15 protein-coding genes and 1 tRNA gene are annotated in these 14,772 nt (G+C 47.7%); 10 read left to right on the top strand and 6 right to left on the bottom strand.

Annotated elements, in window-relative coordinates; translation table 11 throughout:
- Positions 1–158 precede the first annotated feature (158 nt).
- From O3C43_10420 to O3C43_10405, 4 genes are all read left to right on the top strand, one after another.
- A complete protein-coding gene (locus O3C43_10420) occupies positions 159–1,043 on the top strand; it encodes an FKBP-type peptidyl-prolyl cis-trans isomerase (protein MDA1066907.1) in 885 nt (294 codons plus the stop codon).
- A gap of 89 nt (positions 1,044–1,132) precedes the next feature.
- Complete coding sequence (locus O3C43_10415) at positions 1,133–1,825, top strand: SOS response-associated peptidase (GenBank protein ID MDA1066906.1); 693 nt, start codon at positions 1,133–1,135, stop codon at positions 1,823–1,825.
- Positions 1,826–2,018: 193 nt separating this feature from the next.
- On the top strand, positions 2,019–2,318 hold the full coding sequence (locus O3C43_10410) for a hypothetical protein (GenBank protein MDA1066905.1): 300 nt from the start codon (positions 2,019–2,021) through the stop codon (positions 2,316–2,318).
- A gap of 330 nt (positions 2,319–2,648) precedes the next feature.
- A complete protein-coding gene (locus O3C43_10405; protein MDA1066904.1) occupies positions 2,649–3,323 on the top strand; it encodes a hypothetical protein in 675 nt (224 codons plus the stop codon).
- On the opposite strand, the gene O3C43_10400 is transcribed toward O3C43_10405, so the two are convergent.
- The 5 genes from O3C43_10400 to rpmH form a co-directional block, all read right to left on the bottom strand.
- Positions 3,315–3,941: a DoxX family protein gene (locus O3C43_10400; protein ID MDA1066903.1), complete on the bottom strand. Its 627-nt coding sequence runs from the start codon at positions 3,939–3,941 to the stop codon at positions 3,315–3,317. The two genes, O3C43_10405 and O3C43_10400, sit on opposite strands and share 9 nt — an antisense overlap.
- 48 nt (positions 3,942–3,989) lie before the next feature.
- The gene (locus O3C43_10395; protein MDA1066902.1) at positions 3,990–4,742 is read right to left on the bottom strand and encodes a YebC/PmpR family DNA-binding transcriptional regulator; all 753 of its coding nucleotides are present in this window, start codon (positions 4,740–4,742) and stop codon (positions 3,990–3,992) included.
- A gap of 8 nt (positions 4,743–4,750) precedes the next feature.
- Positions 4,751–6,583 (bottom strand): membrane protein insertase YidC, encoded by a 1,833-nt coding sequence (gene yidC, locus O3C43_10390; GenBank protein MDA1066901.1) that lies wholly within the window; start codon positions 6,581–6,583, stop codon positions 4,751–4,753.
- Positions 6,584–6,591: 8 nt separating this feature from the next.
- The gene (yidD, locus tag O3C43_10385) at positions 6,592–6,921 is read right to left on the bottom strand and encodes a membrane protein insertion efficiency factor YidD (protein MDA1066900.1); all 330 of its coding nucleotides are present in this window, start codon (positions 6,919–6,921) and stop codon (positions 6,592–6,594) included.
- Positions 6,922–7,314: 393 nt separating this feature from the next.
- Positions 7,315–7,449, bottom strand: coding sequence for a 50S ribosomal protein L34 (rpmH, locus tag O3C43_10380; GenBank protein ID MDA1066899.1), 135 nt, complete (start codon positions 7,447–7,449; stop codon positions 7,315–7,317).
- A gap of 149 nt (positions 7,450–7,598) precedes the next feature.
- On the opposite strand from rpmH, the gene O3C43_10375 reads away from it, so the two are divergent.
- The 6 genes from O3C43_10375 to O3C43_10350 all read left to right on the top strand — a co-directional run bounded on the left by O3C43_10375 (position 7,599) and on the right by O3C43_10350 (position 13,228).
- Positions 7,599–7,675: transfer RNA gene (locus O3C43_10375), tRNA-Glu, on the top strand.
- Between the two features lie 51 nt (positions 7,676–7,726).
- Entirely contained in the window at positions 7,727–7,960 is a 234-nt protein-coding gene (locus O3C43_10370) for a hypothetical protein (GenBank protein ID MDA1066898.1), read from the top strand.
- 342 nt (positions 7,961–8,302) lie between these two features.
- Positions 8,303–9,280: an oxygen-independent coproporphyrinogen III oxidase gene (gene hemN / locus O3C43_10365; protein MDA1066897.1), complete on the top strand. Its 978-nt coding sequence runs from the start codon at positions 8,303–8,305 to the stop codon at positions 9,278–9,280.
- A gap of 115 nt (positions 9,281–9,395) precedes the next feature.
- Positions 9,396–10,703 carry a PQQ-binding-like beta-propeller repeat protein gene (locus tag O3C43_10360; protein MDA1066896.1) on the top strand — a complete coding sequence of 436 codons (1,308 nt, stop codon included), beginning with the start codon at positions 9,396–9,398 and terminating at the stop codon, positions 10,701–10,703.
- 624 nt (positions 10,704–11,327) lie between these two features.
- Entirely contained in the window at positions 11,328–12,365 is a 1,038-nt protein-coding gene (locus O3C43_10355) for a paraquat-inducible protein A (GenBank protein MDA1066895.1), read from the top strand.
- Positions 12,362–13,228, top strand: a complete 867-nt coding sequence (locus tag O3C43_10350) for an MlaD family protein (protein MDA1066894.1) — start codon at positions 12,362–12,364, stop codon at positions 13,226–13,228. Before O3C43_10355 ends, O3C43_10350 begins: the two co-directional genes overlap by 4 nt.
- Before the next feature lie 48 nt (positions 13,229–13,276).
- Here O3C43_10350 and O3C43_10345 read toward each other — a convergent pair whose 3' ends face one another.
- Positions 13,277–14,647, bottom strand: coding sequence for a sulfatase (locus O3C43_10345; protein MDA1066893.1), 1,371 nt, complete (start codon positions 14,645–14,647; stop codon positions 13,277–13,279).
- Between the last annotated feature and the right edge of the window lie 125 nt (positions 14,648–14,772).

Here is a 14,772-nt window from a genome sequence, read left to right as displayed (position 1 = left end):
AATCCCAGCATGATCCAGGCATCCCGTTCCAAATGATCGTCAATCACCGGGCCAAATAAAAATACCGTGTTCAAATGGTGCTTGAAGTCAGAAAAAGCTGGCTATGATCTCCGACTCCTTTATTTCGGAAGGTTCAATTTTTTAAACCAATCAGCACAATGCTTAAAAAAACCATCTATTTTTCAGTTAGCTTACTCTTGGCTATAACCTTGAATCTTTCCTCAACCTTGTTTGGCCAAGAAAAGGAAGCTGCCCCGAAAATCTCAATTTCATTTGGTGACGAAGAAGAAAAAGTACCGACAACACAAGCTACTCCAGCTTCAGCTCCTACAGCAACGACCGGCACGAACCAGGCTAGCCCGGAAGCAGATGCAGCAAAAGAGGCTCCAACGAAATTTGCTGAGATAGAGGAGCTTTTTGCCATATATGGATGGTTAATGGTGAGAAACAACCAAGTCCATTTGCTCGAGCTATCCGAAAGAGAAAAACTGGCTTTTCGAACGGGTATTCACGCTTCAATTAACAATCGAATCATCGAAGGTTGGGAGGAGAAACGACCAGCGGTTGCAAAACTTATAGACGAACGTTGGGCTCCCGTACAAGAGCGTATGGATCGAGAAAGAAAGGAACAGACTATTGAGTTTTTTGCGGAATTGGCGAAAAAAGAAAACGTTACAAAAACCAGCACAGGTCTGTTCTATGAGCTCATCAGTGAAGGAACTGGAAAGTTTCCACCCAATGGCGATTCCGTCGTAAGTGCTGAATACACTGCCTACCTAATTGATGGGACTATTATTGATTCCACAGCAAATAAAGGAGACGGAGGCCCTGTCCCCGTAATCTTGCCCAATATGGTACCGGGTGTTCGTGAAGGTCTCCAATACGTGCGCGAAGGTGGAATCATTCACCTTTGGGTCCCTGCTTCCCTCGGCTTCAGCAGCGAGTCTGGAAACGGAATACCGCCTGATTCAGCCTTGATGTTCGAGTTTACGGTCCACGAAATTCTGGCAACCGAAACAACTCTGACCACCGACCAACCTTAGTTCAGCCCCTAAAGATTTCTAAAAGCCGTCCAAAAGGGCGGCTTTTTTTGTATATTGCTTCAATCCAAAATCTTTTAAACCCTTTGTCCATGTGTGGCCGATTTAGCCTGACCGTTCCAGAAAGGTTCTTTTCAAGGGCTTTTGTCTTTAAAGACATTCCCGAAATGCAACCCAATTTTAACATTCCACCTGGGGTCGACATCTGGGCGGTGCGAAATTCGGACGCTTCAAACAACAAGGAGATTGTTAAGTTAAGATGGGGGCTGGTCCCTTTTTGGGCAAAAGACCCCACCATTGGAAACCGATTGATCAACGCCAGATCTGAAACCTTAACGGAGAAGCCAGCCTTTAGATCAGCCTTTAAGAGCCGCCGTTGTCTGATCCCTGCGGACGGGTTTTTTGAATGGAAACGAGATGGCAAAAATAGGATCCCTTACTTTATTCAAAGAAAAGAACGCGAACCTTTCGCCATGGCTGGGCTTTGGGAGAAATGGGAAAGCTCGACTGGAGATCGCTTAGAGTCCTGCACAATACTGACAACAGCCCCCAACGAACTTATGAAGGGCTTGCACGACAGGATGCCAGTCATGCTGGACCATGATAAAATGGATATCTGGCTAAACCTGGATAGCACAATAGACCATCTACTGTGGCTTACTACACCCTACCCGGCGGAGGATATGGAGGCTTTCCCTGTTTCAAATTTGGTGAATAGTCCAAAGAATAAGAGTCCTGAGTGCTTGAAAAGACAGGAAATTCTACAGCAAGAAGAGCTTTTCTGACCTTAAGGCTCCAGGTTATTCTAGGAGGCTAAAGTACAAAAATTGATAAAAAAGGGCCGAAAAAGTAAATCGTGAGATCCGGCTTGCAATCCATAATGTTGCTTTTATAGTGACATTTGTTCTTTTAAATAGAGCCATGCGCTCACATATTCTTCTGTTCGTTGCCCCGAAAATAATTTTTCCAAAACGAACAATGAAAACAAAAATAATGGCCCTGGCCTTCAGCTTGGCTTTCCTCACCGGAAATGCCGTTTATAGTGAGCAGGAGAAAGACTCAAAAGGTCCCATCCACACGCTTGAAACCTATAAAGTATATCCGAATACGGTAAAGCTGCTGAATGATCAGATCCTGGAACCCGTCGATTTCGAAGAGATTATCCGCAAAGATGTTGCGGATATCACCGAAGAATCCCGACAGTTCCATATTAAAACCATAATCGCCTTCTATTTGAAGGAGATTACAGATGTCCCACTTGTTACTGCTGCCGAATAGTTATTGCAGAACAAAAGACATCATTAAGAAAGTGAAATAAGAAAATGACCCGGGGTGGAGAGCCTAGCTCTCCGCCCTTTTTTTTATGTACGAAATGCCAGGAAAAAAGGAACATTTCATCTTGGACCTCATCCACTTGCAGATCAGAATAAAAAAATGGGCACACTTTATAAAAAAATAATTCTTTCCAGCTTAGTGGCATTCGTGCCCTTGGTGTCAGAAGCCCAGGTCAAGACACAGGCACAGATCATCTTGGAGAATCTGCAAGTTAGGCAAAACCGTCTATTTGAGGCTTACGCGAAGGAGCAAAACCCCATAGACAAAAGTACAATGGAATCACGACTATACGCCATCCGTGACGAATATCAGTCTCTGTTTTCAAAAAATGAAGACAACATCGCTGTCCTGGTTACATATGGCCTTTTCCTTGCCCAGATCGATCAAAGAGAAAACTCACTAAAATTACTACTAAAGGCCGATTCCTTGGACCCGACAAATCCCCAGGTAAAGAACCAATTGGGAAACTTCATGACCGAAGAAGCGAGTTATGCCTTAGGCTTACCCTACTATCTCGGGGCAATCAAACTAGCTCCAAAAGAACCACTTTACCATTATCAACTCGGAAACCTGTTATTCTATTTTCGGAAACAATTTGTTAAGGACGGAATTTTAACAGAAACTCATCTCAACAAGCAGATGTTCGATGCATTTAAAAACGCAGCCGAACTCGGGTCAGACAATCTAGCTTACCGATACCGCTACGCAGAAGCGTTTTACGACCTGCCTGATGCCGATATGGAAGAAGCGTTAAAGGAGTGGAATGATATCGAAAATTCCACTTATTCCGAAGGCGATAAACAAATTATCCGGCTTCATCAGGCCAATGTGAATCTAATTCTTGGTCACAAGGAAATGGTCCCTTTCTTACTGGATCAAATTACAGATCCAAAGTATGAAGAGAATAAGCAAAAACTTCTGAAAGAGCTTCGTGAAGAATCAGACTAACGGTTTCTTAGAACTACCATTTTCTTCTTCATCGTCATCGTCATCATCATCATCAATATCTGAAAAATCGGGTTTCGAAGGATAAGTCTCTTCTAAAAAACTGTCATCCGACTCGTTCGCCAACGCTGGAGGAACTAACGTGGACGATCCATGGGATGCGTGTTCGGTGAATATCGAGGGACGTCCATCACTTGCCAATACGGATTGCTCGCTATCCAAAACAGAGTGCCCCTTGGGAACATGCTTGCGCGAAACCGCCCATTGCCCCCCGCCAACCAACATCAAGTAAAAGAAAAGGAGCCCATAGATTGCTTCGATGTGAAAATTGAGCTGACTCGCCTGAGGTGACCAACAATAGGCGCCGATACCCATTAAAAGTAACAGCACCAATGCAATGAATCGTGTCCAAAACCCAATCACCAGCATCGCGCCAAAAAAGAGTATCATGCAACCGGCAAAAACTTTTACGATATCGGGCACACTAATGGCGAAAAACTTCAAGGTCTCCAGAATAATATCCGAGCGGCCGGCCATTTCGCGGGCAGCAAAAAAACTTACCAAACTACCGGTCACTAGCCGGAGGATAAACAATCCTAAATTGTGAAGAAAATTAGCCACAGTTTTTTAATGTATGTAATCCTTTAAGATTTTGAAAGACCAAATCACTTACTCCTCGGCGGCTTCTAATATGGAGTCCGCCATGTCAAAGTTGGCATAGACATTCTGCACATCTTCGAGCTCCTCCAATAGGTCGATAACACGTAAAATACGTTTCGCATCCTCAACTTCTGTCACAGGAACAAGACTTTCGGGGATATAGGCTAATTCCGATGAATCCGGTTCAATCCCCGCTTCTTCCAGTGCGCGGCTCACTTTCTCATATTCGGTAATCGGGCACCGAACTTCAAAATGATCGGCTTCACTCAGAATATCTTCCGCACCAGCCTCAAGAGCACATTCCATAAGTGTCTCTTCATCTGTCTTTTCGGCAGCAATTACAAACTGCCCCATCCTGGAAAAATTATAGGCAACAGCTCCACTTCCACCAAGGTTCCCCCCATTTTTTGTGAGTGTACTCCGCACTTCACCCACGCTCCGGTTGGTATTGTCAGTCGCGACTTCAATCATCAAAGCAACACCACCAGGTCCATAACCTTCATAGAGGACCTCCTCAATGGTAACTCCCGGTAATTCGCCTGTGCCCTTTTGAATAGCGCGTTGCACATTGTCATTGGGCATATTGGCGGCCTTTGCTTTTTGAAGGACTGTGCGAAGCCGCGGATTCATATCCGCGTCCCCTCCGCCAGCACGCGCGGCCATTATCAGCTCTTTACTTAAAACACTAAAAATCTTCCCCCGCTTCGCATCGATGGCTGCTTTATGACGTTTGGTGGTTGCCCATTTACTATGTCCTGACATGAGAAATATTACTGGTTCTTCAGTTTACGTTTGGGTTTCTTGCGGATGAGTGGATTTTCCAGTTTCTTGTTGGGGTCATTTGAGTCCAGTTCGGCCGCAATTTCTTCCTTGTCTTTGCGTTTGTTCGTAATCGTTTGCTGCAATATGGTCATCAAATTCTGAATCGTCCAGTAAAGACATAATCCGGAGCCAAAATTGTACAACATCACCACCATCATGATCGGCATGAATTTGAAAATCGCCTGTTGCTCCGCTGAGGCAGCAGTCGGAGTCATCCGCATCTGATAAAACATGGTTAGCCCCATCGTAAAGGGAAGCAGATTGAAATATTGACCCAAAATAGGAAGGTTAACCCCCCAAGAGAAAATCTTCTCTGGCTGAGACAAATCGGAGATCCACAAGAATTCTGCAAAACGCAGCTCCGAAGAGGTTCGCAGCATGTAGAAAAAGCCGATGAAAATAGGGATCTGAACGATCATCGGTAAGCATCCTCCAACCGGGTTTACCTTATGCTTGCGGTAGAGCTTCATCATCTCCTCGTTTTTCCGCTTCGGATCTTCCTTATACTTCTCGGTGAGCTCCTTCATCGGGCCCTGGATCTTCTGCATCTTTTTAGCCGAACGAGCAGAGATCTGAGTCAGAGGCCAGAAGACCAACTTAAGGATGATGGTAATAATGATAATCGCGATTCCCCAGTTGGGGATAACAGCGTGAATTTGCTTCATCCCCAGCAAAAGGACCTTGCTAACTGCGCCAAACCAACCGAATTCCATAACCGCTTCCTGATTACGATCCATGGCTTGCAGACGAAAGATCTCCTTGGGGCCCACATAAAAATCCATATTCGCAATCACCTTTTCGCTGGCACCGAGACCGGATAATTCGAACTGAGCATTGCTGCTGAGAGCTACCATCGGATCGCCCTTATCGTTCACGCGATCTAAAGGCTGAGGCCGAACGGTGATTCCCTTGCCAGGTAAGTCTGGAGTCAGGATGGAAACAAAAAACTGGTTTTTGAGACTAGCCCAACTAAATCGACTGGATTCTGTGATGTAGGGTGGTGGATTTTTATTCGCACCAATTCCAAGAAACCCGTTGGAAGCAATAAATTTACTCGAGGTGATAAACTCTTCATCACCGTCTTCGTAGTAGCCCGCATTCAAATAGCCTCCCAATAAGGCTCCCCCCCCCATCAATGCTGGCTCGATCGTTCCCAAATGGAGACTATAATCTTTAAGAAGTAGATTTTCGGCCCCCGTATTTACGAACTCTATGTTGTGACGTATAGAGTAAGGTTCTCCTTCACTTTCGTTCCGGTGGATCCAGAAATTTTTTCGAATCAACAAGCCATTGGCTTCCTGACGTTCAAACCGAATCTCACCGCCATCCTGAAAAGTTTTGGTAAATGGTTTGTCGAATGCACCATCACCCACCGAAACGCCAAGCATCGGGGCATAGCCAAAATGATTAAAAAGATACGGATCTTCAGAGTTTTTCACCGCCTCATACTCCTTCATCGCGACCTTTTTGATCGCCCCACCCTGGTTGGTAAAAATAACTTCTATCAAATCGTTTTCCAAATAGGAAAGCTCTTCAATTGCTGCTTCAGTTACCTCAATAGTCTCAGCGATTGCTGCCGCGGTTGCATTCGCTTGTTTGGCAATTGGCTCTGGTGATGGTGAGTTCGCCCTGGCGGATGGACTAGTCTCTGAGCCCGGGGAATCGGTGACGGAACGCGGTTCGGGTTGAGGTGCATTGTTCGCATTTTTATTCATCAGCGCCATTACGGCGAAGGCTGCGAGCAAAAATAAGACTCCTAAAAGTGTGTTCTTTTTATCCATTTAAATGTTTAAGTTTTACTTCGGAGATCCAGAAGAGATTCCGGTTGAGGCAATGGTTGAAAACGGGATGTCACTGGTTTGACCGGGTCATAGCCACCTCCGTGAAAGGGCTGACACTTACTCAGTCGGATGATAGAAAAATATAAGCCTTTTATTGTCCCATGAGCTTTTACACTCTCGAGAGTGTACTCAGAACAAGTAGGATGAAATCGACAACAACCTCCCGGACCTAACAACGCATTCTTGATCGGGCTCAGAACGTGTTGATAGATGAAAACCAATCCGACGACTATATACCGTGGAAAACGGAGGATCGAATGGAAGTTGATGGGGTTCATTGCGCGGGTCGATTCGGAGGGGTCAAATATTGATAGGCCTGAACAAACTTTTTCTCCAAATCTTCGAAAGTAAAGTTGGTAAACTTTTTTCGTACGAGGAAAACACAATCACAGTGGGCAGGGAGCGAGTGTTGGTGTATGCGAAAGAGTTCACGACAGATCCGTTTGCATCGGTTGCGAACCACCGCGTTACCCACGCGCCTTGATGCGATAACACCCATTCTACAAACAGGGACACTACCTTCTTCCAACTCAGGACTATAAAGGGTAAAGAGAAAGGGCGCACTCTGAAAGGCCCGGCCATGTCGGCGTACTGTTTCAAAATCTCGGGCATTTCGCAGGCGCTGCCGGGCCGTCAGTCTAAATCGCATGCGGCACGGGAGCAGTTAACGACTAGGCTGACAAACGTTGTCTACCTTTACGACGACGCGCAGTTATTACCTTACGGCCACCTTTGGTGGACATACGTTTGCGAAACCCGAATTTACGGGCTCTACGAAGTTTGGATGGTCGAAATGTCGGTTGCATTGTATTGTAAAAAAAGGAGTCATACGCTAGGTCTGATGTCCTCCTTGTCAAGTATCCAAAGTGCCTACTCGCAGCCGGGGAGACTTTTTTCAAAAAAATGCTTGATCCAACCCTTAAAAACGCCAGTTTTCCGAATTCCTTAGTTAGACGTCCCGTTCGTCTAGCCCGGTCAGGACACAGGGTTTTCATCCCTGCAACAGGGGTTCGAATCCCCTACGGGACGCCATTTTAAAAACCATCGATGCAAATCGGTGGTTTTTTATTTATGGGGGTCTGGATGAGATTTGAACTCCTGTTGCCCTATAAATCCTATTGGGGGTTTGACGAAAGGAGCAAAGCGACTGGAGATGGGACAACGCTTGTCGTTGGTCGCGAAGCGATTCGGCTCTGCCGAACCAATCCCCTACGGGACGCTATTTTAGGTTCCGCTTTGCTAAATCAATCCAACACATGCGGACTTACAAGCCGAGTAATGTTATACGCTGCCATAGAAATCCGGAGTCCTGCGTGACAATGATTCGATCAAAAGAAGATATACTATTGGCCACCCACTCAAAACCCCAGCGAGGTTTCCGATCTGAAAAAGAATCCACACGAAATCACTAACCTATGAGATTCGCTCGAGTAACAACGTGAGTAATGCGACCTCTTATTCACCATGAGCCAGCGCAATGCAGCGTCTATTGACTCGATGCAAAATCCCATTGCTCTCCGGCAGCCTGTAATCTTCGCCTACAAAACCGTGGAGTGAATTTTCGTTTCCTCACTATAAAGACTCAGCTTTAGCAAAGTCAGGTCAAAATCTGACCATTAAAGGACCATATATGCTGAGACCGCTGGAAAGAAATAGCGGATATCCAACTTCGATTTCGCCGAAGATGCAGAATGCAGCGTTGAAATAGATCCCAGGGTATTAACCAAACAAAAGGTGGAGGCATTTCGTCGACTGGGTGTTAACCGGGCCTCGATCGGGGTGCAGGATGTAAACCCAAAGGTACAGATTGCCATTCACCGCATCCAACCGTCCGAAACCAACATACAAGCTATCAAGTGGTTGAGAGATGTTGGAATCACGAATCTGAACGTGGACCTGATTTATGGCCTGCCCATGCAGACCGTAGAAAGCTTTTCCCGGACCTTGGAAGAAGTCTTGCAATACGATGCCGATCGATTCGCCGTTTTCAGCTATGCCCACGTCCCCTGGAGTAAACCTGCCCAGAAGATTCTCGAAAACTCAGGGATCCCCACCGCCGATGAGAAAATGGATATGCTGAAAACGTCCCTGAATCAGTTTGTTGAAGCAGGCTATTCCCATATCGGCATGGACCATTTCACGAAGCCGACCGATACGCTCGCTAGAGCCCAAAAATCAAAAACGCTGCAACGCAACTTCCAGGGATATAGTTTACACAAGGACGCGCAGATCTGCGGATTTGGAATATCGGCCATCAGCCAATCCAGAAAACGCTATCGGCAAAATTTTAAAGACCTGGAGACCTACTACGAATTCCTCGACGCTGGAAAGTGTCCAGTTGAACGCGGTTACCTCATGTCCAAAGAGGACAGAACACGAAGAACGGTCATCATGCGCCTCATGTGCGACATGGGCCTCGACTTCGAACAACTCAGTCAAGAACTCGGTTTCGATTTTAAAAAGCATTTCCATAAAGAACTTCAAAAACTTCAACCCCTGGAAAAAGACGGTCTCGTTTCACTTACAGAAACGACACTCAAAGTATCAACTCTGGGCAGGTTGCTGATCCGCAATATCGCCACCGTTTTCGACGCCTATTTTGACAAAACAGGTGGTGGATTCTCGAAGGCGGTTTGAAGTGACGCAGTTAAGTAAACCTAAACATTTCCCATTCAATCAGGTAATTTTGGGTTAAGGACCACCTTCCGCATCGACACCTGCATTGCCCGCCTGTTTTCATCAGGTTGTGAAGATGTTTATCTGGTTCCTTGTTTTTCTGCTACCGCTCATTGGGTTTGCGGAGGGTCCGCGGGACGAGCGATACTGGGCTCAATGGCGGGGTCCACTCGATACTGGAGTGGCAACAAAAGCCGAACCTCCGGTGGAATGGAGTGAGACCAAGAATATCAAGTGGAAGATCCCTTTGTTTGGAGAAGCAACCTCATCGCCTGTAGTTTGGGACGACCGCATTTTCCTGACTACAGCTGTTTCCCATGGCGAAGAGATTGACCCGAGTGCAGGTATCCGTCCGGGAGCGCACGACAACACCTTCAAAGTGCAAAAAACGGAGTTCATTGTTTTCGCTGTTAACAGGGAGAATGGAAATATTCTTTGGCAAACCACAGTACTCGACGATGTTCCACATGAAAGCAGACACGATACGGGAAGTTACGCATCGGCTTCTCCTATCACCGACGGAGAACATATCTACGCCTTCTTCGGCTCGAATGGCTTGTATTGTCTCGATTGGGATGGAAAAGTGATTTGGGAAAAAGATCTGGGAGACATGCACACCAAGCACGGTCACGGTGAGGGTAGCTCCCCTACCCTTTATGAAGAAACGCTGGTCGTCAACTGGGACCATGAAGGCCCGTCTTTTGTGGTGGCCCTGGACAAGTTTACCGGGAAGGAACTTTGGAGAAATGAACGCGACGAACCGACGTCCTGGTCAACACCGCACGTAGTAGTGCACAATGACAACCCGCAGGTTGTGATCTCCGCCGCAAATCGCATCCGTAGTTACGATTTCGGTACCGGAAGACTGATTTGGGAATGCGGAGGTCTCTCCCATAACGTCGTGGCCGGCCCCGTCTCGGAGGACGGTTTCGTTGTTTGCGGTTCAAGCTATGAGAAACAGGCCATCCTGGGCATCTCACTCGAAGGTGCCGTAGGCGACATAACTGATACGGACAATGTTACCTGGTTCAAACGCCACGACACACCCTACGTGCCTTCTCTCCTTCTTTACCAGGGGCACGTCTACTATCTGCGTCACTATCAGGGGATCCTAACGTGCCTATATGCAAAGACGGGAGAAGAAGTTTATTCCCGCGCACGACTGCCCGGAATCGGAAGTGTCTACGCTTCACCCGTTGCGGCAGATGGCCGCATCTATCTCACCTCTCTGGAAGGAAATACCATCGTCTTCACTTCCGGTCCGAATCCGGAAGTCCTTTCCGTCAACACCCTGGACGACAGTTTCAGTGCTTCCGCCGCGCTGGTGGGAAAAGAACTGTTTCTGCGGGGCGACAATTTTCTCTACTGTATAGGGGAGGAGTAAGCTGGCTCGCAATCCAAAGGGAAATCCAAATGGATATTGGAGGGTAGAAGTAGCTGCGAAAATCCTGGGAACGCCAAGCCCCAGCTTGGCATTTTTTCAATCGATTCGCAGCTACAGCAGCTCCTTCATTTTGCAAGGTCGGTTCGAAAGTAACACGCGATACACCCTTGGCTCTAGCAGACTTCGGAGCCGGATCTAGAAACTTTCGGGAAAGCCAACTCCTGCCGCTCGGCAAACGTGAAATCGTAAATCAATCGGATACTCGAAGAAAAATCGCTGACTTATCCTCATAGTTTCAAAAAATCTAGATGTGATGAAGAACAAGACGCAGTTTGCAAGTAAGCACGGGAGCGTAGTACTCTACGTAACCAAGCGGGTTGCGAGCTGGTTCCGAGGCGAAAGCCGACAAGACCGGATCCGAAGGAGACCGGAACATCGCAGTTCTTCGTGCATGTTGATTTTAGGCTTCGATAGGGCAATTTTGTAATGTAACTTGTTGTGAGGCTATAAAGTTTAATACTAATATCCATAACACACTGATTTTAAATGAGATAAAGCCTGCTCTATCGAAGGCGTTTGAAACATTAGGGTTATCATCCGGTGGACTGATTAAATAGACACATCATGAGCAAAAGTATAACGGGCGAAAGATCGGGAGAGACAGTGAAGCGCTTTCCCCAAGCTGTTGGATCCGACTTGCCATTGGCCCTGACGGCGTTGCTCTTGATTTACCCGGTGCTCACATTCCCTCTGATTCATTTTGGTATTCACGGAAAAACGCACGCCTTCATCTTGTGGGCGGGCGCAGGCACCCAAGATCTGGGATGGATGGCCCTACTCGTTTGGTGCGCCGTCGGCGCGACCTTGTTCATGAGCGTTTGTCTGGCTGGCAGGGCACTCCTTCCACCCCAGCAAAATGCGATCCACCCGACGCGTCCTCAATTACTCCGCTTTGTATCCATGTGGGAAGCCCCCACAGTCCCGCTCCTGGCTGTGGCAGTGGGAGCATTAAGCCTGACTGATCTCGGGACGGCCAGGCTTGGATCCGGTTTCTACTCATTACTGGGGCTTAGCCTAGTTATCGCAATTAGCAGAAAATCCAAACTGACCAAATCCACTCCAGGGATTGCCAATCAGGAGATTATCCCCAATCAAACCGCCCACTATCAAAACCTGTCGGTGGTGTGGGTTTTGATTTTAACCAGTCTGCTTCTTTACCTTCCCGCCATGCTTTGCCCCATCGCCACTTTTACTTTCTATGGTGGTTCTGAAACACGGACAATTCTGGGTGGCGTGGCGAGTTTGTTCGAAGAAGGCAAACCGCTGCTGGCGATGATTGTTTTTATCGCCAGCGTAGCCATCCCGCTTCTGAAACTGGCGGGGCTCGCTTCACTGCTTCTAATCGTTCGTTATAATTGGAAAAGCCGGCAACAAACACGAATCAGGATCTACCGCATTTTAGAAAAAGCCGGCCGTTGGGCCTGGCTCGACTTATTTGTTCTGGCCATTTTAATAAGCGTTGTTGATTTCGGATCCCTCGCTTCGGTAAAAGCTGAGCCAGCCGGCGTCTACTCGTTCTGCGGAATGGTGATAGCATCCCTCTTGGCCGTAGAGTATTTTAATCACAAGTTGCTTCTAAACCCAGCCAAGGAACCACAATGAGCCATTCCGCAAACCAAGCCTCAAAGAAAAATCTTTGGATTTCATTCGGCATCTGGCTGTTGCCAGCAGCAGCTCTGGCGCTCGTCTTGTGGATGGCTTACCAATCCACAACAGGTAATGGAGAGACCATTGAAATCACCTTTGAAAACGGCCAGGGAATTATAGACGGGAGAACCGAGCTTCAGTACCGAGGCGTAAAAATCGGGCAGGTAGTCGAGGCACATCTCAACGAAGACCTTTCCCAAGTAGTCGTAGCGGTTCAATTGAATAAGGCCGCCAATCCAATCGCGGTCGAAGGGAGTAAGTTCTGGATTGCCAGGCCTGAGATCGACCTAACAGGTATTCGGGGCCTTGATACCATTCTTTCGGGAGTTTACATTCAAGTTCTACCCGGGGATGGGCCATCCTCCAGAACATTCAATGGCTTGGCAAAGCCACCAGTAATTCCCGGGGCCGAAGAGTTGTCGATTGTGTTAAAGGCCAAGCGGGCCTACTCCATACAACCCGGATCTCCGGTTTTTTTCCGCGATGTGCAGGTAGGTCAAATCAACGCCGTAGCAATTTCAGAAGACGGTGACCTGGTACAAATTGAGGCAGGGATCCAAGCGCACCACTCCCACCTGGTAAGGAGTAACTCCAGGTTCTGGAATGCGGGAGGCATTGATGTGAAAGGGAATCTACTCGGCCTGAAGATTCAAGCCGACTCACTCGAAACCATCGTTCGCGGAGGAGTGGCCTTTGCCGCACCCGAATCTGACAAAGCAGGTCCCATAGCCGAACCCGCATCTAACTTTATACTGCACGAACGAGCTGAAAAATCCTGGTTAGAATGGGGTGGTGACTTGTCACTGGAGGAAAATTAGAATGTTTCTCCACACCTTCCTCAATCTTTTGAAATTTATAACAGAAGCTTACCAGTCCTCACCCTTGGTAGCAGGTTCAAGAAACTCAGCGTCACCAAAACGCCAGGGTTCGACCGTGACCTTCATTGGATCAGTTTGACTAACTAACCAGTCATCCAACTCGGCGCGAAGTTGGAGAAGCTTGTCGGCCATTTGCGGTAACGCGGCCAGGTTGTTCAGTTCCCAAGGATCGCTGTCGAGGTCGTAGAGTTCTTCTTCGGGGCGGGTGTGATACTTGGCCACAATAGCCCCAGCGACCGGATCTTTCTCGGCGGCCCGGTCCCAGCTCCACCAATAGGCACCGGCGTCGTCTTTGCGAAAGCGGTAGGAATGGGTGCTGTGAATCCAGGTGGGCTGGAGGTTGCGGATGTATTTCCAGCGGTCTGTGCGGACGGAGCGGATAGGATATACGTTGGCGCGACCGTCGTTGTCGTGGATGGTGAAGATACGGTCGCGATGTGAGGCTTCTGGATTGCTCAAAACCTTGGCGAAGGAACGGCCGTCGATTCCGGGATCGGTTTTGCCACCAGCAATATCAATAAGGGTGGGAAGAATATCGATCCAGGAGACCATGGCATCCGTTTGCGTTCCCGCCTTGATGTGTCCCGGCCAGGATACAAGAAACGGCACCTGGATTCCCGCATCATAAAGATTCCATTTAGCAAACGGCCATTGCGATCCGTGATCGGATGACATAATGGTAAGCAGGTTTTTGTTGAGGTACTTCGCCGCGAGCTCTCTTACATAACCATACTCTGTATCCGAAATCTCGATATCGGTGTAGTATCGAGCCCTAAACTCTCTGGTCTGGGGAGTATCGATGTGGTTGGGTGGTAGGCGGAGTTTATCCGGATCGTAACCGTCATTCGCCGGCCAAGGAACATGAGGCGACCGTGATCCAAAGAAGAGGCAAAGCGGTTTGCTTGAATCCCGCTGCTTCAGCCAGGTCTCTATTGTCTCCCGATCATATTTGGCATTGATGTAATCAAATCCGTGACGGTCGGAATCCTTACCGTGAGCGACCTTTCCGAAAGCAGCAATTTCATACCCCAATGCGTGCAGCAGGGGAGGCAGCGATGGGATGTTCTCTCTTTTGTAAGTGTGGTTTGCCATAGCGCCATTCCGTGCTGGCATCAGTCCGGTAAGCATCGCTGCCCGACTTGGTGCACACGCTGGAGACGCAGTAAAGGCACGATTAAACCGCATCCCCTCATCAGCCAGTTTTTGAAAGTTGGGAGTCCGGACATCTTCCGCGCCGTAAGGGGTGATGTCGAACTGGCTCAAGTCATCGTCAGTGAAAATAAGAAAATCGGGCTGGTCCGCTAATAACGACCAAGAAAACAAACCAAGAGCTATTACCGGGATCTTGAAATATAACATCGTATGAAAAGAATAATTTAATTCAGAACTACGAAAAGCGCGAAAGGCCGCGAAACACGTAAACGAACCAGAATCCGCTACAACAACCTTTTCGCGTACTTTCGCGCTTTTCGTAGTTTAATTTC

The sequence above is a fragment of the Verrucomicrobiota bacterium genome, assembly GCA_027622555.1.
Classification (GTDB): Bacteria; Verrucomicrobiota; Verrucomicrobiia; order Opitutales; family UBA2995; genus UBA2995.
This window is presented reverse-complemented; position numbering and strand designations above follow the sequence as displayed.